Source organism: Bradyrhizobium sp. CW1 (assembly GCF_023100665.1).
In the GTDB taxonomy this organism is placed as follows: domain Bacteria; phylum Pseudomonadota; class Alphaproteobacteria; order Rhizobiales; family Xanthobacteraceae; genus Bradyrhizobium; species Bradyrhizobium canariense_D.
This window is the reverse complement of record NZ_CP064684.1, coordinates 684957-703443: the sequence shown is the minus strand read 5'-3', so window position 1 is coordinate 703443 and position 18487 is coordinate 684957. Positions and strand designations below refer to the sequence as shown.

21 protein-coding genes, 2 tRNA genes and 1 pseudogene are annotated in these 18487 nt (G+C 63.5%); 5 read left to right on the top strand and 19 right to left on the bottom strand.

The window, feature by feature from the left end; translation table 11 throughout:
- Positions 1 to 81 precede the first annotated feature (81 nt).
- Positions 82 to 672: a hypothetical protein gene (locus IVB54_RS03315; protein ID WP_018453119.1), complete on the top strand. Its 591-nt coding sequence runs from the start codon at positions 82 to 84 to the stop codon at positions 670 to 672.
- Between the two features lie 32 nt (positions 673 to 704).
- On the opposite strand, the pseudogene IVB54_RS03310 reads toward IVB54_RS03315, so the two are convergent.
- Positions 705 to 838: pseudogene (locus IVB54_RS03310) on the bottom strand (oleate hydratase); the annotation flags it as partial.
- A gap of 270 nt (positions 839 to 1108) precedes the next feature.
- Between IVB54_RS03310 and IVB54_RS03305 the strand changes: the two are divergent.
- Positions 1109 to 1429, top strand: a complete 321-nt coding sequence (locus IVB54_RS03305; protein ID WP_018453118.1) for a hypothetical protein — start codon at positions 1109 to 1111, stop codon at positions 1427 to 1429.
- Between the two features lie 58 nt (positions 1430 to 1487).
- Here IVB54_RS03305 and IVB54_RS03300 read toward each other — a convergent pair whose 3' ends face one another.
- The 3 genes from IVB54_RS03300 to IVB54_RS03290 are packed head-to-tail and all read right to left on the bottom strand — an operon-like array spanning position 1488 to position 4174.
- Complete coding sequence (locus IVB54_RS03300) at positions 1488 to 2759, bottom strand: NAD(P)/FAD-dependent oxidoreductase (protein WP_018453117.1); 1272 nt, start codon at positions 2757 to 2759, stop codon at positions 1488 to 1490.
- Positions 2760 to 2769: 10 nt separating this feature from the next.
- Positions 2770 to 3480, bottom strand: coding sequence for a dihydrofolate reductase family protein (locus IVB54_RS03295; protein WP_026232465.1), 711 nt, complete (start codon positions 3478 to 3480; stop codon positions 2770 to 2772).
- A gap of 19 nt (positions 3481 to 3499) precedes the next feature.
- Positions 3500 to 4174 (bottom strand): heme-binding beta-barrel domain-containing protein, encoded by a 675-nt coding sequence (locus IVB54_RS03290; protein WP_018453115.1) that lies wholly within the window; start codon positions 4172 to 4174, stop codon positions 3500 to 3502.
- 625 nt (positions 4175 to 4799) lie between these two features.
- On the opposite strand from IVB54_RS03290, the gene IVB54_RS03285 reads away from it, so the two are divergent.
- A complete protein-coding gene (locus IVB54_RS03285) occupies positions 4800 to 5942 on the top strand; it encodes a helix-turn-helix transcriptional regulator (RefSeq protein WP_018453114.1) in 1143 nt (380 codons plus the stop codon).
- 13 nt (positions 5943 to 5955) lie between these two features.
- On the opposite strand, the gene IVB54_RS03280 is transcribed toward IVB54_RS03285, so the two are convergent.
- The 14 genes from IVB54_RS03280 to IVB54_RS03215 all read right to left on the bottom strand — a co-directional run bounded on the left by IVB54_RS03280 (position 5956) and on the right by IVB54_RS03215 (position 15573).
- A complete protein-coding gene (locus IVB54_RS03280; RefSeq protein ID WP_007615460.1) occupies positions 5956 to 6204 on the bottom strand; it encodes a hypothetical protein in 249 nt (82 codons plus the stop codon).
- A 184-nt stretch (positions 6205 to 6388) separates the two neighbouring features.
- A tRNA-Phe gene (locus IVB54_RS03275) sits at positions 6389 to 6464 on the bottom strand.
- 185 nt (positions 6465 to 6649) lie between these two features.
- Entirely contained in the window at positions 6650 to 6832 is a 183-nt protein-coding gene (gene yacG / locus IVB54_RS03270) for a DNA gyrase inhibitor YacG (RefSeq protein ID WP_007597555.1), read from the bottom strand.
- 155 nt (positions 6833 to 6987) lie between these two features.
- Positions 6988 to 7617: a Maf-like protein gene (locus IVB54_RS03265; RefSeq protein WP_007597557.1), complete on the bottom strand. Its 630-nt coding sequence runs from the start codon at positions 7615 to 7617 to the stop codon at positions 6988 to 6990.
- 156 nt (positions 7618 to 7773) lie between these two features.
- The gene (locus IVB54_RS03260; protein WP_247777494.1) at positions 7774 to 8241 is read right to left on the bottom strand and encodes a low molecular weight phosphatase family protein; all 468 of its coding nucleotides are present in this window, start codon (positions 8239 to 8241) and stop codon (positions 7774 to 7776) included.
- Between the two features lie 5 nt (positions 8242 to 8246).
- Complete coding sequence (locus tag IVB54_RS03255) at positions 8247 to 8744, bottom strand: UPF0262 family protein (RefSeq protein ID WP_018453111.1); 498 nt, start codon at positions 8742 to 8744, stop codon at positions 8247 to 8249.
- Positions 8741 to 10036, bottom strand: a complete 1296-nt coding sequence (gene hisD, locus IVB54_RS03250) for a histidinol dehydrogenase (RefSeq protein ID WP_018453110.1) — start codon at positions 10034 to 10036, stop codon at positions 8741 to 8743. The genes IVB54_RS03255 and hisD overlap by 4 nt, the downstream gene beginning before the upstream one ends.
- A gap of 152 nt (positions 10037 to 10188) precedes the next feature.
- Positions 10189 to 10626: a DUF2948 family protein gene (locus tag IVB54_RS03245; protein ID WP_026232464.1), complete on the bottom strand. Its 438-nt coding sequence runs from the start codon at positions 10624 to 10626 to the stop codon at positions 10189 to 10191.
- Positions 10627 to 10707: 81 nt separating this feature from the next.
- Positions 10708 to 11367, bottom strand: coding sequence for an NAD(P)H-binding protein (locus tag IVB54_RS03240; RefSeq protein WP_018453108.1), 660 nt, complete (start codon positions 11365 to 11367; stop codon positions 10708 to 10710).
- Positions 11368 to 11503: 136 nt separating this feature from the next.
- Positions 11504 to 12328 carry an alpha/beta hydrolase gene (locus IVB54_RS03235; protein WP_018453107.1) on the bottom strand — a complete coding sequence of 275 codons (825 nt, stop codon included), beginning with the start codon at positions 12326 to 12328 and terminating at the stop codon, positions 11504 to 11506.
- Positions 12329 to 12347: 19 nt separating this feature from the next.
- Entirely contained in the window at positions 12348 to 12857 is a 510-nt protein-coding gene (locus tag IVB54_RS03230) for a hypothetical protein (protein WP_026232463.1), read from the bottom strand.
- 224 nt (positions 12858 to 13081) lie between these two features.
- Complete coding sequence (locus IVB54_RS03225; protein ID WP_007615494.1) at positions 13082 to 13390, bottom strand: EthD family reductase; 309 nt, start codon at positions 13388 to 13390, stop codon at positions 13082 to 13084.
- 237 nt (positions 13391 to 13627) lie between these two features.
- Entirely contained in the window at positions 13628 to 15334 is a 1707-nt protein-coding gene (locus IVB54_RS03220) for an FAD-dependent oxidoreductase (RefSeq protein ID WP_247777070.1), read from the bottom strand.
- 26 nt (positions 15335 to 15360) lie between these two features.
- The gene (locus IVB54_RS03215) at positions 15361 to 15573 is read right to left on the bottom strand and encodes a hypothetical protein (protein ID WP_018453104.1); all 213 of its coding nucleotides are present in this window, start codon (positions 15571 to 15573) and stop codon (positions 15361 to 15363) included.
- 316 nt (positions 15574 to 15889) lie between these two features.
- Here IVB54_RS03215 and IVB54_RS03210 point away from each other — a divergent pair.
- Positions 15890 to 15964 (top strand) — tRNA-Thr (locus IVB54_RS03210).
- 824 nt (positions 15965 to 16788) lie between these two features.
- Here IVB54_RS03210 and IVB54_RS03205 read toward each other — a convergent pair.
- Positions 16789 to 17169, bottom strand: a complete 381-nt coding sequence (locus IVB54_RS03205; RefSeq protein WP_247777069.1) for a DUF4440 domain-containing protein — start codon at positions 17167 to 17169, stop codon at positions 16789 to 16791.
- A 249-nt stretch (positions 17170 to 17418) separates the two neighbouring features.
- Between IVB54_RS03205 and IVB54_RS03200 the strand changes: the two genes are divergently transcribed.
- Complete coding sequence (locus IVB54_RS03200) at positions 17419 to 18369, top strand: LysR family transcriptional regulator (protein WP_018453102.1); 951 nt, start codon at positions 17419 to 17421, stop codon at positions 18367 to 18369.
- Positions 18370 to 18487: the final 118 nt, after the last annotated feature.

Here is an 18487-nt window from a genome sequence, read left to right as displayed (position 1 = left end):
CAAACGGGATCGCAACCAATTTACGGTTCGCTGGTTATCCGACGGGACTTTTCGGTCGTTCCCTGGCATGTGAGCCTTCCGATGCGCCTCTGCCGCCCCATCCTCGCTGCTGCCCTCGTCGCCACCTTGGTCCTCTTGGCAAGCCCTTGTTTTGCCGAGTCTTCCGCGCCGATTCCCGTCAACAATCCGCCCGGGCAACAGACCGCCTTTATCGACTTGCTGGCGCTGATGTCCGGCCACTGCAAGACGTTGAAGGTTGCCGGCCGCACCTTCCCCTGCAAGACGGTCGCCTACGCTCATGGTGACAAGGGCCGGGTCAATTTCACGGTCGCGGTCGACGATCCCGCTGATGACAATCACGTCGTGTCGTTCTCCGGCGAGAACGGCAAGCGCGCCGACGACAATTCCTACGAGCTGCCGATCGACCGCATGCTGCTCAACTCCAAGGACCGCCCCAAGGTCGACGGGCTGCCGGTGCCGGCCGAGCAGACCTCCACCGGCCTCTGCCGCCAGACCGGCAATTTCGCCGCCAAGAAGGTGAACGACGTCACCTGCTCCGCGACCGACAGCGAGGGCCGGAAGTACGAACTCCTGTTCGTCTCCGACGGCACGCCGGTGAGCGTGCGCCGCATCAGGCAGTCGGCGCCGTCGATCCAGGATCCGTTCAAATAGCTCCATCCGTTACGTGAACGCCTTTCCAGCGTCGCGAAGAAGGCGAGATTGACGGAATTCCTGGGCACCGGCAGCGGTCGGCCGCGCTGCGCGGCATGAACATGCTGGTGATGTAGGGCATGCGGCAGGGAATGCAGATCGCATCCTCGAAGACGCCAGGGTCGAATTCAGATGGCCGCGCACCAGCTGTGTGTCGAAGCCGAGATTGCTCACCGACGAATTCGCGCGCATCGTCACCACCGATGACGTGATTGCGTCATTCGCGGCAGAGTGATGGCAGAGTTGCGATCACGCCGGTGATGCGACAATAGATCTCAAGAGACGCACGCAGCCGCGCGAACCGGACCAATGTAACTGCGTCGTTTCGACGCCCGCACTGGCCGGAACGTGCCGGATGACCATGTGTTGTCACACGACATTCAACCGGAGTGATGACATGAAGTATCTCTTTGTCGCGATGGCCGTCGGTGCTGCGGCGCTTGTCGGCGGATCCGCGGCGAACGCGGCCAATCATTCAAGTGCGAAACAGAACGCGCCAGCCGCCCAGTCAACCGATATCAGCGCGCAGCACAGGCACCACCATCACGGCTATCGCCATCACTGGCGTCCTCACCACCATCACGGATTTCATCGTCCGCACTACCGGAGCTACGGCTATTATCCGCGGCACCACGGCTATTACGGCGGTGGACCGTACGGATATTACGGCGGCGGCGGTCCCAGCGTGACGTTCGGCTTCGGCGGCAGCCGCTGGTAAGACGAAAGGCAGCAAGACGAAGGGCTCGCGAAACGCGGGCCTTTCTTTGCTCGTCAGCCTATTCCCGCAAGATTATCCCCGCCGTCTGTTGACCGCTCGCCAGCGCCGCTTCGACTGTACCCATGTCGGCTCCGCGATAGAGCGCCTCGCCGGAGAACAGCACCGGACCGTCGGCGCGCGCAAGGATCGTTTGCGCCTCGCGCGTTCGCGGCGTCGCCCAGGAATAAGCGCCGCGGGCGTAGGGATCGTGCGCCCAGTTTGTCGCGACCGCGATGACGAGTTCGCGTGCGAGGTCCTGGCCCGACAGGCCAAAGACGATCGCAAGCGAATCGAGCCCGGTATCGATCAGCGCTTGCGGGTCGAGACGCGACAGCGCTGCCGTGCGCGGGCCGCCGAACCATCCGGTCAGCACGGGATGCCGGTTCGGATATTGCGTCCACCACACCGGGATGGCCTGGTCGGACAAAAGGAAGGCCATGTCCGCGAGCTCTTCCTTGCGCTCACGCCACCATGGCCGCCTGAAGCGCAGCAGGATTTTTATCACGTTACCGAAGCCGATATCGTCGGCCGCCGCCGCCTTCGCGCGCGCGCGGCTCGGCAGCCCGATCTCGCGCAACAACGGCAACGGAACGGTGATGATCACGCGATCGCAGCCCTGCACGTCGCCGCCGACACAGCGAACGACGATCGCGCCGCCCTCCTCCTCGATCGCCGACACCACGCAGCCGAAGCGAAACGTCACGCCAAGCTTGCGGCACTCGGCTGCCAGGAAGTCGATCATCCCACCATAGCCGCCCTTGATGCGCGCCTGCGGAGAGTGCCCGCCAGCCATCCATTCCTCGCGCAGCGCCAGCGTGGAGGCGGACTCGGGATCGGCCGCATCATAGCCCTCAACCATTCGCTCGATCGAATGGCGCAGCCGCGCATGCTCATCCCCGGCAAAATGCCGGCGCAGGAAATCGGCGACAGTGAGGTCGTCGTTCAATTCCCGGACCACGGCGTGCAGCTCAGCCTGATGCGGATCGTGGCGATCCTCGCGCACGATGTCAGCGCCGTCAAAGCCCCATCGCTCGCCCTCGATCTCCTGTAGGGACAGCCCGGCTTCACGCAGCAACGCGCGCGTGACCGGCGCCTCGCCGTGGACGAATTCGGCGCCGCCGTCGGCGGGGTAGCCGAACTCCGAAGCAGGCAGCGGGTGGATGCGGCCGCCGCAGCGCTCGCGCGCCTCCAGGATTGTCACGGTCCTGCCCGCGCGCGCCAGCTCGCGCGCCGCCATCAGACCGGCCGCGCCGGCACCGACAATGACGATATGCTCGGATGTTGCCGACATCTCGGTGCTGTTACTTGCCCACGGCCTGCGGATCGTTCTGGATCAGATAACGCAGCAGCAGGACGCCGCCACCGAGATCCCGCGTGCTCTCCAGCGTCATCGCGCTCAGCGGTGCGCGCCGGTCGCCGTCCGAGTCCGTGGAATCGAACACGAAGGGCGCGCCCTTGGCACCGTCGATCGCGGGACTGAGGATCAGGTTGAACTCGTCGATCAGGCCGGCACGCAGGAACGCGCCGTTGGCGACACCGCCGCCCTCCACCAGCAGGCGCTTCACGCCGAGCTCGCGGTTGAGGATGTCCAGCGTCAGCGCGAGGTCGATCTCGGACTTGCCGGCAAAGATATAGGACACGCCCTCGCCGCGGAGCCCCGCGAGATGCGAATCGGCGACGCTCTCGGTCAACACGACGACGATCGGATCGCCGCCGATATCGGAGCGGCCCCAGCCGATCTTGCCCTGCGCATCGAGCACGACGCCATAGGTTTTCGCGTCGCGTCGCACAAACCAGTTTTCGCGCGGAAATTTCGCGTCCGCCGTCGTGGGATAGGCATCGCCCTTGGCGAACTCCGAGCCGGTGATGCGGCCGATCACCCAGGCGTCGCCGCCGAGCTCGTCGTGGATCTTCTCGAACCAGTCCGTTCCTGCCCCCTTCGGGCGCCAGCGGCTCGGATGGGTGCGGCCGTCCAGACTCGAATGCATCAGGCAGATGACGTAAGGCTTCATGCGTATCTCCGGGCCGCGCTCAGGCAGCCGGCTCATTGCCCTTCTCATTCCCCGTGGCGCGATCGTTCACGATCAAAGCGAGGGGATTGAGCTTTGGCGGCGCGATGAGTTTCAGCGTGTTGGTGTCGCGATGGTTGAACGGCGCGCCGTGCACGAACAACTCGGTCTGGATCAGATAGGTCCAACTGCCGTCGTCGTTGAAGGTGATGTCGCAGCGGTAAGCATCGGTGCGGAACGCTTGTTCCAGAAAATCAGTCGAGCAGATCCCGTAAGCGGTGTCGCCGCGCTTGGCGGTCACGGAGATCTCCTTGTCGCCCGGCCCGGCCTTGCCCGACGCCAGCAGCACCTGCCCGCGCGGAATCGCCAGCGTCTGCATGATCAACCCGGTCGCGGGCTCCCACAACCAGTAGCCGACCTGGTCGTGGAAGGTGATGTCTTCCTCGGGCGTGTTGATGTGGATGTGATACCGCAGCCCATAGAGCAGCTGCGGCCCGTTGGCCTGCGGATCGATCGGGTCCATCCGGATGCGCTCGATGAAGGTCCGCCGCTCCGGCCCCTCGGCCTTCGGATTGATGTCGATACCCTTGTCGGCCTGCCAGACACCGGCGAGACGGCGGAGCGGGCCGAGATTGGCAAGTCCGTCGGGCGAGACGTCCTCGGGCTCGGTGAAGATATCGGCGGGAAGGGGGAGCATGGGTGTCCTCGCGTCGTTGCGAGGCAGCAATAGCATGAGAGCGCGGGCGTGGCTCGTTCTCCAGCCTCACAATCGCGAATGGACATAGGCGCCACGCGCAGACGATGCATGACGCGAAGCGGAGCCGAACCTCCTCAGTTCGGCTCCGTCGCCAGGACGCTTAGTGGCGGTGGTCCCGGACGATGGGTTGATTGCGATGGTCGCCCACGATGGGCTGGTCGCGATGGTCGCAGACGATGCGTCGTCGCGCTCGAGGGTGTAACCACGTCGCCAATGCGATCGCTGGATGGAGTTGTGCATGGAGTTCTGCCTTTCGCTTGGTGGATCACTGCGAGCTACCTGACAACAAGGTAGATTTTGCAATCGACGTCGAATCTGCCGCAGTTTTAATCAGACACCCGAGCGTCGGGCTTATGCAGCCAAGGCGTTGACGTTCCGTAATTCGTGAAAATCATGGCAGCTGCCCAGGAGAGCGTCATAAGCATTTGTGTTCGGTGTTCCCGTTTGCGCCACGGAATCACGATGATAAGATCACCTCAGGATTGTGAAATACACCATAGGCGACGAAGCCACTCCTAAACTAGCGTTCACGTGACGTCCGTTATTTTCAAGTGAGTGGTTTGGAATGCAGCAGGCTTCGGTCGAGAAGTTCTCGGACCTCATCGGCAGTGTCTATGATTGTGTGATCGCGCCGGAAGGCTGGACCGAAGTTCTAGATCAGATCTGCGCCCAGTTCGGCTTTGCCACCGGCGCGCTCTCGGTCGCCAGCCTCACCAACATGAAGGCCGTCGTCAATGCGGTCTCCGGGTCCGACCTGGCCCAGATGGCCCAGAACGGGGTCGGCTACGGCCCCGACATCATCGAGCTCTGGGGCGGCGCCGAACGCATTCGGCAATACCCGCTCGGCGAGCCGGTCGTTCAATCCCAAGCCGTCCGGCCGGACGTTATTTCCAGCAACCGCTACTATCGCGAATGGGCCATGCCCAGGGGCCTGTTCGACGCCGTTGCCGTCGGCCTCGTTCGCGACAGGACGATGGTTGGAAATGCGATATTCAGCCAGCATGAGTCGGCAGGCCGGATCGACGATGCGCAGGTCGACGGATTGCGCCTTCTGGCGCCTCACATCCGCCGCGCCGTGACGATCAGCAATCTGTTCGACATGAAGGCGGTGGAAGCCAACACATTCGCGGCGACGGTGGAGGCCCTGACGGTGGGCGTCGTCCTGGCCGACGAGGATTCGAAGATCGTTCACACCAACGCCGCAGCCGCGGCGATGCTCGCGGCCGGCGATCCGATCGTGGCAAGGCATGGCAGGATCGCGGTTCAATCCGCGGCGAGCACGGCCACATTGCAATCAGCCGTCGCGCAGGCGGCAAAGGACGAGGCGACGCTCGGGCAAAAAGGCATCGGCATCCCGATCCCTCGCCAAAGCGGTGAGCCTCTCGTCATCCACGTTCTGCCGCTGCGACGCAGCCACACACGATCCGGTCTGATCCAGAGCGCCGCTGCCGCCGTGTTCGTGACGTCAGCCTCCGGGCCGCCGCGATTGCTTCACGATGCGCTCAACCAGCTCTATGACCTGACGCCGGCCGAGATTCGCATCTTCGAGCTCATCTGCGAGGGACACACACGAGACGCAATCTCGGCCTTGCTCCGCGTTTCCGTCAGCACCGTGAAGAGCCATCTCATTCACGTCTTCGAAAAGACGGGCTGCCGGCGCCAGGTCGATCTGGTCAGGCTCGCGAAATCGCTGACGTTCCCGGTGTAACAGAAGACCGCGCTCAAGCCGCTTCCGACGTTGATCGCGCACGCTGCTCGAGCACGCCGATCGTCGAGACCAAATTGTCGCGTCGCGCGCGAAGATTCAGCGCAAGAAGCGGATAGGTCGGCTGAAGCACGTCAAACACCCCTGCTCTCGCCTCTTCCTCGAGAATGTCGGTGTTGATGAGTCTAACGCGCCACCACAAATCGGCGACCAACGCATCGAGCCGGAGTTCGCCGGCAGCACCAGAACGGGACATTTCTTGCATCACTTGCCTCAACCTGAAACGGCCTCTCTTCCAAGGCCAGACTTTGGTCCTGGCTGAGCAAGCAGAGTGCCAGCAACGGCGGGCGCGATCTGGTTCCGGAACGGATTGCTGCGCGAGCCGGCTGGTCAAGGCTTGGCGCTCAAGGCTTGGCGCTGGGCAAGATGTTGCCCGTGGAGAGCGAAAATGGTGCCCAGGGGCGGAATCGAACCACCGACACTGCGATTTTCAGTCGCATGCTCTACCAACTGAGCTACCTGGGCGTGCTCCAAAGAGGGGCCAAAGCCCATCGAGCGGGCGGTTTATAGTGGGCTGAAGGCTGCCTGTCCACCCACGCTTCGCCGATGGCTTCGCGGGGCGTGGCCCGGCTGTGCACAAGGCAGGACGTGGCTCGGAGGCAACGCCGCGTAGCGGTGCATCTACAATTTAAATGCTTGATAGAACAGGGTTATTCCTCTCCGTCTGCCTCGTCATCCCGGCCGGGAATGACATAGGAGCCTTTCAGCCAGCGGTTCAGATCGACGTCGCGGCAGCGCGAGGAGCAGAACGGGCGGGTGGCCTCGGACTGCGGCTTGCCGCAGATCGGACAGGTTTTGAGGGGGCTTGCGGGCTTTTTCACCTGGTCGTCCATAGGGTGCTCAGCTTACACGAGGTGAGAGAGTTCAAGAGCCCGTCGCCAAAGGGGTTCCTCCGGCGGAAGCGCAGGCGTCCCGGCCAGATTTCCGCGGGGCAATTCTACTGTGCATGGGGTTGTTTTCGCGATTTTTGCAGGAGCGGCTTTTCGGCTCAGACGGCGGTGGCGTTGAGCCAGCCGAAGCGGATCGGGAAACCTTCGCCGCCCAGCAGCGTGGTGGTCTCGTAGAGCGGCAGGCCGACCACGTTGGTGTAGGACCCCACCATCTTGACCACGAAGGAGCCGGCGATGCCCTGCACCGCGTAGCCGCCGGCTTTGCCGCGCCATTCGCCGGAGCCGATATAGGCCTGAATGTCGTCCTCCGAGAGGCGCTTGAAGCGGACGCGGGTCTCGACCAGGCGCTGGCGGAAGGCCTCGCGCGGCGTCACCAGGGTGATCGCGGTGTAGACGCGGTGGTTGCGACCCGACAGCAGCCGCAGGCACTGCGCGGCCTCGTCGACGAGGTTGGCTTTGGGCAAGATGCGGCGGCCGACCGCCACCACCGTGTCGGCGGAGAGGATGAAGGCGCCGCGCAGCTCGTCGTCAAGCTGCACCGATTTGAGCGCCGCATCCGCCTTGGCCCGCGCGAGCCGGTTGGCGCAGGCGCGCGGCAGCTCGCCCCGCTTCGGCGTCTCGTCGACGTCGGCGGGCCGGAGCGCGTCCGGCTCGATGCCGGCCTGGTTGAGCAGCGACAGGCGCCGCGGCGAACCGGAGGCGAGAACGAATTTGGGGCGGCCGAGCATCAGGTGATTTGGGGAATGAAGCAGGGGGTGAATTGCGCGCGGAACCTATCGGACGGGGGCTGATTTCACAACCCGGGAACCCGGACTTTACTGATTCGACGGGTACAGGATGCGTGTGCCTGCAGTCTGTGACGCGGGTGTTACGGGCGCCGAATGCTACCCGTTCGCCGCGCCCACCTTCGAAAACCGCCGGCGGATGCGCAGCAGGAGCTGGTCGCAGACGTCGCGATAGGCAGCCAACTTCTGGTCGCGGCTGCCTTCCATGGTGGTGGGATCATGCGTCGGCCAATACTCGACGTCGGCGGCAAGCGTGCGGGTCAGCTCCAGCGCCTTGTGATGCGCCTCCGGCGACAGCGTGATGATCAGGTCGAAATTCAACCCCTCCCAATCCTCCAGTTCGTCGAAGGTCTGAGGCTTGTGGGCGGAGATGTCCTGGCCGAGCTCGGCCATCACGGACACCGCGAACGGATCGAGTTCGCCGCGCCTGGCGCCGGCCGATTTCACGTAGAGCCCTTGCGGAAACATGTGCCGCAGCAGGCTCTCGGCCATCGGCGAGCGCACGCTGTTCATGGCGCAAGCGAACAGCACCGATTGCGGATCGCGTGCGCGTGGCGGACCCGTTATCGCGCTTAACCCTTCCAGTGCAGAACGGTAATGAGCGTGAACAGCCGGCGCGAGGTCTCGAAATCGACCCGCACCTTGCCCTTCAGCCGCTCCTGCAGCGTGCGCGAGCCCTCGTCATGGATGCCGCGGCGGCCCATGTCGATGGCCTCGATCTTGTCCGGCGTCGCTGTGCGGATCGCCTGATAGTAGCTGTCGCAGATCATGAAATAGTCCTTCACGATCCGCCGGAACGGCGTCAGCGACAACAGATGCGCGACCACGGGCGTGCCGTCCTCGCGACGGATGTCGAACATCAGCCGGCTGCCGGTGATCCCGATATGCAGCGTGAACGGCCCCTTCCCGTCGGCGCCCTCCGGCGCGAACAGGTTCTGCTCGATCAAATCGTAGATCGCGATCGCGCGCTCATGCTCGATGTCAGGCCCGGAACGGCCGATCGAGTCCTCGTCGAGCGTGACGCCGACGATGCGATTGGTCGAGTCGTCCTGTTCGGGCGGCTGGGTCATGACAAATTGAGGCGCAATCCAATCGAGCGCGAATGGGCATCTAGCCCCTCCGCCTTGCCGAGAATCATCGCGGCTGGTCCCAGCGCACGCAGCTGATCCGGGCCGCATTTCAGGATCGAGGTGCGCTTGAGGAAATCGTGCACCGAGAGCCCCGACGAGAATCGTGCCGAGCGCGCCGTCGGCAGCACATGGTTGGAGCCGCCGACATAGTCCCCGATCGCCTCCGGCGTATGCGGCCCGAGGAACACGGCGCCGGCGTTGCGGATTTTTGCGGCGAGCGCGTCGGGATCTTGCGTCATGATCTCGAGATGTTCGGCGGCAATCGCATCCGCGAGCGGAATGGCGTCGTTGAGGTTCTTCACCATGATGATGGCGCCGAAATCGGCCCACGAGGCGCTGGCGATTACGGCGCGCGGCAGCGTCTTCAACTGCGCCTCGACGGCTTTTTCGACATCGGCGGCAAGGCGCGCGGAATCGGTAATCAGGATCGACTGCGCGCTGGCATCGTGCTCAGCCTGGGCCAGCAGGTCGGCGGCAATCCAGTCGGCATTGCCGGTGTCATCGGCGATGACGAGCACCTCGGAGGGACCCGCGATCATGTCGATGCCGACCTTGCCGAAGACCAGCCGCTTTGCCGCGGCGACATATGCATTGCCGGGGCCGACGATCTTGGCGACGGGCGCGATCGTCGCGGTGCCATGGGCGAGCGCGGCCACCGCCTGCGCACCGCCGACGCGATAGATCTCGGTGACGCCACCAAGCTTTGCCGCCGCCAGCACCAGCGGATTGAGCTTGCCGTCGGGCGAGGGCACCACCATGACGAGACGCGTCACGCCGGCGACCTTTGCCGGCACCGCATTCATCAGCACCGAGGACGGATAGGCCGCGGTGCCGCCGGGCACGTAGAGGCCGGCGGATTCGATCGCGGTGTAGCGCCAGCCGAGCTCGACGCCGAGCTGATCGGTGAAGCGCTCGTCCTTCGGCAGTTGGCGGCGGTGATAGGTCTCGATGCGATCGCGCGCGAGCTTGAGCGCATCCAGCGTCGCTGCATCACAGGCTTTCACCGCGGCCTCGATCTCGGCGGCGGTGACGCGCAGGTCGGATGCATCGAGCGTCAACCGGTCGAACTTTGCCGTGGCCTCGAGCAAGGCGGCATCGCCCCGCTTCGCCACGTCGTCGACGATGGCACGCGCGGCCGCCTCGACATCGGCCGAGGCCTCGCGCTTGGCGGCGAGGAAGGCCCCGAATCGCTGGTCAAAATCGGCGCTGCTGCGGTCGAGACGAACGGGCATCTTGGCTTCTAACTGGTTTTTGGGGGCGCGGTTTGGCTCACCAGGCCCCTGCTCAATGGCGCGGCGGGGAAGCTGCGTCAACCCTTGAGCCGGGCCGCTCCCCTCCGGCGTCGTCCTGGCGAAACCGGAAGGCGTGGCGTTGGCATGCCACCTCACCCCTCGCCTTCAGCCTCCAACCCCGTCCCCAGCTGATCCGCCCCCAGATCAGTCAGCTCGCATTCCAGGCATTCGACGTCGAGGCGGATGGCGCCGCCTTGGGCAAACAGCAGCAGGGCGCTCCCGCCGGGGGCGTCCTGGCCGTGGAATTCGATGCCGACAAGGTCCAGGACAGTGTCCGGCGCGTCGAGGTCGATGTCGCGCGACTTGCAGGCGAGCACGCGGTCGAACCGGAGAGCCGCCACCAGCCTGCGCGGCTCGGCTTCGCCGTCCAGCGTCTGCTCCCAGTCCAACCGGCTCATGCCGACGACCAGCCGCTTTTCACTTTGCCGCCAGATGATGTCCGAGGGCTGCACGCGGGCGTCCTGGACGTGGGCCGAGATTACGGAGAGGTCGTCGGCGTCGAGTGCGATCAGTTTGAGCTGGGGAGACATCGACGGCGCTTTCTCCTTCGGGCGGATAGGGCTCAACGCGCGCGGGCGGCGAAATTTCCCTAGAACTAATGCCCTACGGGACTAGAGGCTATTGATATCCTCCATCTCCAGCACCTTTCGCGGATACCCCTCCCGCGCAACCCGGATCATGGCGCGGCCGATCTGCTCGGTCGAGGTAACGAGCCGCGGCGAGAGCCGGCGCAGCACCGACCACAGCGGCCAACTTGCTGCATACACGGCCTGCACCCACGCAGTCTTGGAGCGGGCACCGTGGAGCGGTTGGATCGCACCGGGCCGGAACATGTAGGCCGCCTTGAATGGCAGCTTGAGCAGGTCGTTCTCGGTCTTGCCCTTGATCCGCGCCCACATCCGCGAACCCTGCTCGGTGGAATCAGTGCCGGCGCCCGTGACATAGACGAATGTCATCTGCGGATTGAGCCGTGCCAGCGCGGTCGCCGCTGCGAGCGTGATGTCATAGGTCAGATGGCGGTAGCGCTCCTCGCTCATGCCGATCGAGGAGACGCCGAGGCAGAAGAAGCAGGCATCGAAGCCGGTGAGCTGCGCTTCGATCGCCGAGTAGTCCGTGAACTCGCCGTGTGTGATCTCGGTGAGCTTGGCGTGGCGCACGCCGGTCGGGCTGCGGCCGACCACGAGCACGCGATCGATGCGGGCATCGATCAGGCATTCGCGCAAGACGCCCTGCCCGACCATGCCGGTCGCGCCGAAGATGATGATCTGCATCGGGATCTCCCCGCAGCGCGCCTTCCGCGGCAGACTGACTAATGAAAGGCTGCAACCACCGGCTCACACGCGACTGGAACGTGTTCGCACCCGGCCGGTTCGAAATCAGATCGGTCCGCGCGTGGACTGAGGCCGCTCACCCCTTGAAGAACGCAAGCAGGTCCGCGTTGATGGTCTCGGCGTGCGTCGTCGGCATGCCGTGCGGGAAACCCTTGTAGGTCTTCAGCGTGCCGTTCTTCAAGAGCTTGGCCGACAGCGGCGCGGAATCGGCGAAGGGCACGATCTGGTCGTCGTCGCCGTGCATCACCAGCACCGGCACATTGATCTTCTTCAGATCCTCGGTGAAGTCGGTCTGCGAGAACGCGACGATGCCGTCGTAATGGGCTTTCGCGCCGCCCATCATGCCCTGGCGCCACCAGTTCTGGATCACCGCTTCCGACGGCTTTGCGCCGGGACGGTTGTAGCCATAGAAGGGGCCGGCCGCGATGTCGCGGTAGAAGCTGGCGCGGCCGGCAGCGAGCTGCACCTGGAAATCGTCGAACACGCTCTTGGGCAGGCCGCCGGGATTAGCCTCCGTCTTCAGCATCAGCGGCGGCACTGCGGAGAGGATCGCGGCCTTCGCCACCCGGCTCTCGCCATGGCGCGCGATGTAATGCACGACTTCGCCGCCGCCGGTGGAGTGGCCGACATGGATCGCGTTCTTGAGATCGAGATGGGCCGTCACGGCTGCGAGATCATCGGCATAATGATCCATGTCGTGGCCGTCGGCGACCTGCGACGAACGGCCATGGCCGCGACGGTCATGCGCGATGACGCGATAGCCGCGCGTGACGAAGAACATCATCTGCGCGTCCCAGTCGTCAGCCGACAGCGGCCAGCCGTGACTGAACACGATCGGCTGGCCACTTCCCCAGTCCTTGTAGAAGATCTCGACGCCGTCCTTGGTGGTGATGGTGGGCATTGCTAGGCTCCTTGTATGTTCAGGCGACCGCCATCGGCTTGAAGCGGCGCCAGGCGCCGATGGTGAACACCACGAAGAACACCAGCACGAGGCCCTGCACCACGGCGAACACCGGACCTCCGGGCGGCGCCGGCGCCACGGCGGGAGCGAGCGCGGCGAGCGCCGGCACCTTCAGGAACGACTGGATCACCAGCACGAAGACGTTGAAATAGAGCGAGATCATCGCGGTCACGATGTAGACCGGGCGCCACACCCCAGCGAGCTTCATGCCGTAGAGCGCGACGCAGGCGATCGCGAGCAGGACCAGCGAGATGATGCCGATGATATGCGACGGCAGCAGCTCCTTGAACGGAAACAGGAAGCCGGTGGCGCTGGTGAGGATCGTGAACGCTAAGAAAATCGTGGTGAGGCGCGGCATCGGCTTCGAGCCGAGCAGGCCGAACATCACGACAAGGCCGGCGGCGATGCCGATCAGGCTGATGATGACATGAACCAGCGTGAAGGCGGGCAAGCTCAACCCAAGAACCATGACATCTCTCCTACTCTCCATATTGAGGTCGGGATTGATATTACGGTCCTCATCGAATTGCCACACGCGCTGGCGTCACACATGCGTGCGCAGCCATGCGTCTTCGTGCGAATAGAAAACGCATGGCTGAATTATTTGCACCGCTGTCACAAACGACGGCAGTTGTAGCCCGGATGGAGCGAAGCGAAATCCGGGGCTACGAGTCGACGAAGTCGAATCGCGGTTCACACTTCCTTGGTGTCGAAGATCAACAGGTCGGCGCCGCCACTGGCGAATTTCGGCACGTCGGCACCGGTCGCCTTGCCTTCCGGGCTAGCGAATGCCGCCTGGATGTCGGCTGTGCTGTCGAAGGTGAGAATGGCGACGAGATGGATTCCGGAAGGTCCAGCGGGGGAGCCGACCGGCCCCTTGCTGATGGCGTACTTCTTCAAGCCTGGAAGTTTCTTGGCGAGCGGAATATGGGTCTCGGCATAGTATTTGTCGAAGGCCGCAGCATCCGTGGGCGTTTTATACAGCACGACGATTTCAGCCATTTAGTCCTCCCGTTAAGCGCTTCTTTGTCGATCCTCATGGTGAGGAGGCGCGCGAGCGCCCCTGCGGACTATGCTTGCGCATCGCCGCGCGAACCATGCAGGCCCGGCTTTGGCAGCTGGGCCTTCATCCTTCGAGACGCGCGCAATGCGCGCTCCTCAGGATGAGGAGATAGTCACGCATCACACCGCAAGATGGCAAGCCTCATTCGACTTGCCATTTACTTGCCTTGTCCTTGACTAAAGCGCCGGTTTTGCGGCGTCGCCGAGGAAGCCGTGCAGGGAGGCCACGACCTGGGCGCCTTCGCCGATGGCGCCGCCGACGCGCTTGACCGAGCCGGAGCGGACGTCGCCGACGGCGTACACGCCGGGCACCGACGTCTCCAGCGGCGCAACCAGCCGGCCCTGGTTCTGCTCGGACTGCGCGCCTGTGACGACGAAGCCGCCGCGATCGAGCGTGATGCCGCAGCCGTCGAGCCAGCTGGTGGCGGGATCGGCGCCGACGAACAGGAAGAGATTGCGGATGTCGGCGAAATCCTCGTCGGCCGAGAGCCGGCTCTTCCAGCGGATGCGCCGCAGCAGCGAGGCCTCGTCGCCTTCGAGCGCCGTGATCTCGGTGTTGAACATCAGTTCGATGTTCGGCGTGGCTTCGATGCGCTCGATGAGATAGCGCGACATGCTGGCGCCGAGACCGCCGCCGCGGATGATCATCAGCACTTTTTTGGCGTGCCCCGACAGGAACACAGCGGCCTGCCCCGCCGAGTTTCCGGCGCCGACCAGCGCCACTTCCTCGCCGGCGCAGAGCTTCGCCTCGACCGGCGAGGCCCAATACCAGACGCCACGGCCTTCGAACTTGTCGAGGTTCTCGATCTCGGGCCGGCGATAGCGTGCGCCGCTTGCGACCACCACCGCGCGCGAATGCAGGGGATCGCAGCCGTCAAGCGCCACCGAGAACGCGCCGTCCTTGCGCGTGCAGTCGAGCGACTTCACCGTCACCGGGATCATGATTTCCGCGCCGAACTTTTGTGCCTGGTTGAAGGCGCGCGCGGTCAGGGCCTGGCCGGAAATGCCGGTCGGAAAGCCCAGATAGTTTTCGATGCGCGCGCTGGCGCCGGCCTGGCCGCCGAAGGCGCGGGTGTCGAGCACGGCGACGGAGAGGCCTTCGGACGCGGCATACACGGCCGTGGCGAGCCCGGCTGGCCCCGAGCCGACGATCGCGACGTCGTAGATACGGTCGTTGCGCGGACCGCCGATCATGCCGATCGCGCGCGCAAGCTCGGTTTCGCCGGGATTGCGCAGCACCGCACCATCGGGTGTGACGACCAGCGGCCAGTCGTCCGGCTTGGGCGAATAACGCGCGATGACGTCGGCGGCGTCGCGATCGCGCGCGGGATCGAGCAGATGATGCGGCTGGCCGTTGCGGGTGAGGAAGCCCTGCAACCGCACCACGCCTGCCGAATGCGACGGACCGATCAGCACCACGCCGCCGACGCCGCCCTGGAGCAGATTGACCCGGCGCAGGATCAGCGCGCGCATGATGCGCTCGCCGAGTTCGGCCTCGGCGACCAGCAGCGCGCGCAGCCGCTCCGGCGGCAACAGCAGCGTCTCGACATCGCCTTCGGCGCGGCCGTCGACCAGCGCCGGCCGTCCGGAGAGCTGGCTCAGCTCGGCCAAAAATTGCCCCGGCCCCTGATCGATCAACGGCGTGACATGGCCGAGGCCGTCGCGCTGGGTGATGGCGACGTGGCCCTTGAGCACGACGAACATGCCGGGTCCCGGCTTACCGGTCTCGAACAGGAATTCCCCATCGGCATAGTTGCGGACCTCGCCGAAATGCCTGACACGCCCGATCTCGGCTGGTGTCAGCGCCGGAAAGGTCTGTTCAGGGCGGGTGAACCGCGACATCCGCGCGTCACTCTCGGGTCGTTGCGATTCGTCCTGCCCCATTGCCACGTCCATGCACTCCAAAAATTCTAGTCGCCGGTCTTGCCGGCTATCTCGCCGGCGGCCCCCTCATCTAGGGAACCATCTTCATTCTGCGAGGGGTCGGTGCTTGCGGCGCGTTCGCGCGCCTGCATCTTCCGCCGCTTCAGGTTTTCGCGCAGCGCCGATTTGAGCCGGTCGTCGCGGAACGCCCTCGCCTGTCTGGAGTCCTGCTTCGTGCTCTTGTCGTTCTCGTCTGCCATCACCGGTCCATTACAGCGATCGGCGATAACATGCCCGAGGAATAAGGCGGCTCAAGAGGCCCGCGCGATCCGATCGTGCGAAAATCGAAATGGATCGAATCCGGCGTATCGGGCAACTGGCCAGTTGGGTGGGGATATCGGAACCTATTCCGCGGAAAGTCGGCCGTTTCGCGCCAGAACAGGCATTTTGGCCCCGATATCGACCCGATTTTATCGCTTTGGCGGAGCTAGCAAGCTTGCACAGGAGGGGGCCTTGTGGCAGATATCGGCCCGCTTGGTAGGCCCCTCGTGGCGGCCGATTCTTATCCCAGCACATGCTGCCGTAGCTCAGTGGTAGAGCACTCCATTGGTAATGGAGAGGTCGACAGTTCAATCCTGTCTGGCAGCACCATTCCCTCGCTCAAATCACACATGAAACAGCCTTCTCGCGGCATGAGATGCCCGAGTTTTGCTTCTACCTTGACCCTCCTCTGTGAAGAGGCGCAGGGAAGACCGGGTGCCGGCTTAGCACCCGCGGTCCGCTGCGCGAAAATGTAGCGCAAAAAGACCGCACAGCAGCATACAGGTGACGCCGAACACTCGGCCTTCCCTGCGCAGTGGGTTGACGGCTTATGCCGCGCTCTCCCCGGCGACGAGTTCCTTTTTGTCACCGTCGCCTTGCGAATTGACGATGCATTGAGACCCGGTTGAGCCTCGATCCATCTCCGCAAGGCTTGACCGTAGCAACGACGGCCAGGACCACACGATTTTGCCGTACGCAGCGATCCGGCTTCGCCAAGAGGCTCGCCGGACACAGGCGCCGTTCGTCCGCACGCAACAGGACCTCACGAGGTTCATCTCGCCCTGGTTCCGCCTTCGCGTGCCCGACACTGCCGCGTCCACCGCCCCCCGACCCACGCACGTTACGACGGACGATCGCCCCTCTCCCTGGACCGGGATGGCGGATTGATACTGCGATTCCGAATTTCGGTAAAGTGGAATATTTTTGTGGGGGAGGGTTGACGAGATTTTGCAGGAGAGAGGTGTTTTGCCCGACGGGTCAGATTTGCCTGCCTAGCGCGCGCCTAAGCACGTATATCGCCCAACCTATGGAAGGGGATACAAGCCGACGTCGAGCAGACTTCCGCTATGGGGCCAAAAGGGGAAGTGGACCTGCATGTAATGCAGTCTTCGGCGCAATCGATCCTTCTTCTGATAAGACGCCAGTTGCCGCGGTCATTCATCCTTACGTCCGCCGCGAGCAATCGTCGCCGCCTCCTGCAACGTAACGCCATGAACCAGCGGGTCTGCGTGGCGATGGACTAACTGCCATTCAGAACCGTCCTTGCGATAGATTTCCGTAACTCGGAGCGACCAGTCTTGTTTTGGTAAGCTCCCGACTTCGGCATATTGCCGCTCGACCATGACGAGAACGACCAGCTTGTCCGATGCATAGGTTTGCACGACCTCCAAGGTCGTCTCACCGTTCTTGAAAAACTGGGATAGCTTCGCCAAACGTTCAGGACTTGCGTCGAACCCGTGGCTAGTTGGGCCGCCGAATGGTTGCATTAACGTGAAGTCACTGGCGATGCGAACAAGGGCCAGCCAACGATCCATGTCCCCGCGCATGAAGGCCGCGTTTTTCGCAGCGGCGCGCTCGATAAGGTGAGCGACGTCGTCATGGCAGCCACACTAGCGCAAAATCGAGGGGTCAACGATGCCGCAGCGACTGTCGTGATCGCGGACCGCCGTGACAGCGTTCCTGGCCAGTTTGCATGGTGTTTGGTCATTTCAGCTCCTGTGGCTAACGTTGCGCAATCCATGGAGCTTTCAGAGACATGAATCCAGTGATATAACCTCAGCAATATGCTGAACCACATTTCCTTGTCAAAAGTCGATCTTAACTTGCTGCTGGTCTTCCACACTGTGCTGGAGGAGAGCCACGTGGCGCGAGCGGCTAGCCGCTTGAACATCACCCCTTCTGCCGTAAGTCATTCACTTGGGCGGCTACGGCATCTATTTAATGACCCCCTGTTCTTACGGACGCCGAAGGGTGTTGTGCCGACGGAGCGTGCGCTGGAACTCGGCGAGCCAGTAGCAGATATCCTTTCTCGCGTAGGGCGCGTATTTGCTTCAGCTACGCCCTTCGACGCGACTACAAGTAGCCGCCGTTTTTCCATTGGCGCTCCTGATGCGATCATGGACACGGTGATGGGACCATTTGCGGGGCGGCTCAGGAGAAAGGCACCCCGTGCCGACCTGAGCTTGATCCATCTGATGCCAGGGAGGCATGCAAGCGCTGTGGAGCACCCTTGGCGGTCAAGCCTGGAGAAGCTGGAGAAGCGCGAAATCGACTTGGCCATCCTGCCCCTGGGCACAGTGCCAACCCGCTTCCAGGCAAGAAAGCTTTACGATGAGTGTTTCGTGGTCGCAATGCGCAAGGGAAACGGATTCGCCCGCGCACCAACGATTGCTGCATTCTGCAGAGCACAGCATCTTCTTGTGTCGCTCGACGGCGATCCGCGAGGTTTTGTCGACCAACTCCTGGAGAAGCGCGGCCTCCAGCGCCGCATTGTCCTGACCGTGCCCACCTTTATGATGGCACTCACGCAAATTTCAAACTCGGACTTGATAGCAACATTGCCGCGCCGTCTCGTCGAGAGATACGCGGCTCGTTTCGCGCTGCAATTGGTTGAGCTTCCTTTGAAGCGGAAGTCCGATGCAATCATGGCCATTACGACCAAGGCAGCAATGATGGATGCGGGCATTGCGTGGTTGACGGAAGAAATCGCCGCTGAGGTTGGCTCCCTCAGCTGAGGATGTCTCTTATATTCCTTAAAGCACATTTTAGGCCTGTGGGGCCTTAGCGAACCTCAACTTCCCCGCGACCGCCGCTTCGGGGTCACTTGCGGGCATCGCCCGAGCGAGAGCTCCA